Source organism: Rhodobacter sp. P2_H5 (assembly GCF_056403335.1).
Genome location: NZ_JBFUFS010000143.1, coordinates 1 through 564, shown reverse-complemented (window position 1 = coordinate 564; position 564 = coordinate 1). Strand labels below are relative to the sequence as shown.

Below are 564 nucleotides of genomic sequence, written 5' to 3'. Positions count from 1 at the left end.
GCGGCAGGGCTTGTCACGGGCCCTGTCTCAGACGCGACATCGGGCGAGACAGGGCAAGGCCAATCCATCTTGGCCCGCTGGTCGCAGATGCGCATCTGCCTGCCAGCGCCCTTGGCGCGGCAGGATCGGGGAGGGCGAAGGTTGACAAGACGGCGATGGAGTTGATGACGCCCGCGAAACGCGTGATCATCGCCTCACGGATTGCGCGATGACGGAGGGCCTGAAAATTCCATTGAGGCACCCCACTTAAAATAGGGGGATGGCCGCACATTACGGATTCAAATCAACTCAAGTAAAGACGCGAACGTCCCAACCGGGTGCTGAGGTCACATTGACTTAGCCGAATTTGGCAAATGATTCCCTTATGGGCCAAATCGCCGGCAAAACATGACCGAATTTCTCTGCCTTCGCTTCGAGGTAGCCCGCGTTGAACGGGTTTGGCGAGATGATCAGCGATTCAACCTTGGTCACCCTGATGTGATTGCGTGCCAGCCCCGACGCCTTCTCGGGATTGTTGCTGAGCAGGCGAACGCTATGGTGACCCAAGGCGCGTAAAATCTGCGC

1 pseudogene is annotated in these 564 nt (G+C 58.2%); it reads right to left on the bottom strand.

Annotation, left to right across the window (positions count from 1 at the left end):
* Positions 1-336: 336 nt before the first annotated feature.
* Positions 337-564 (bottom strand): annotated as a pseudogene (locus tag AC1DVR_RS24000) (hypothetical protein); the annotation flags it as partial.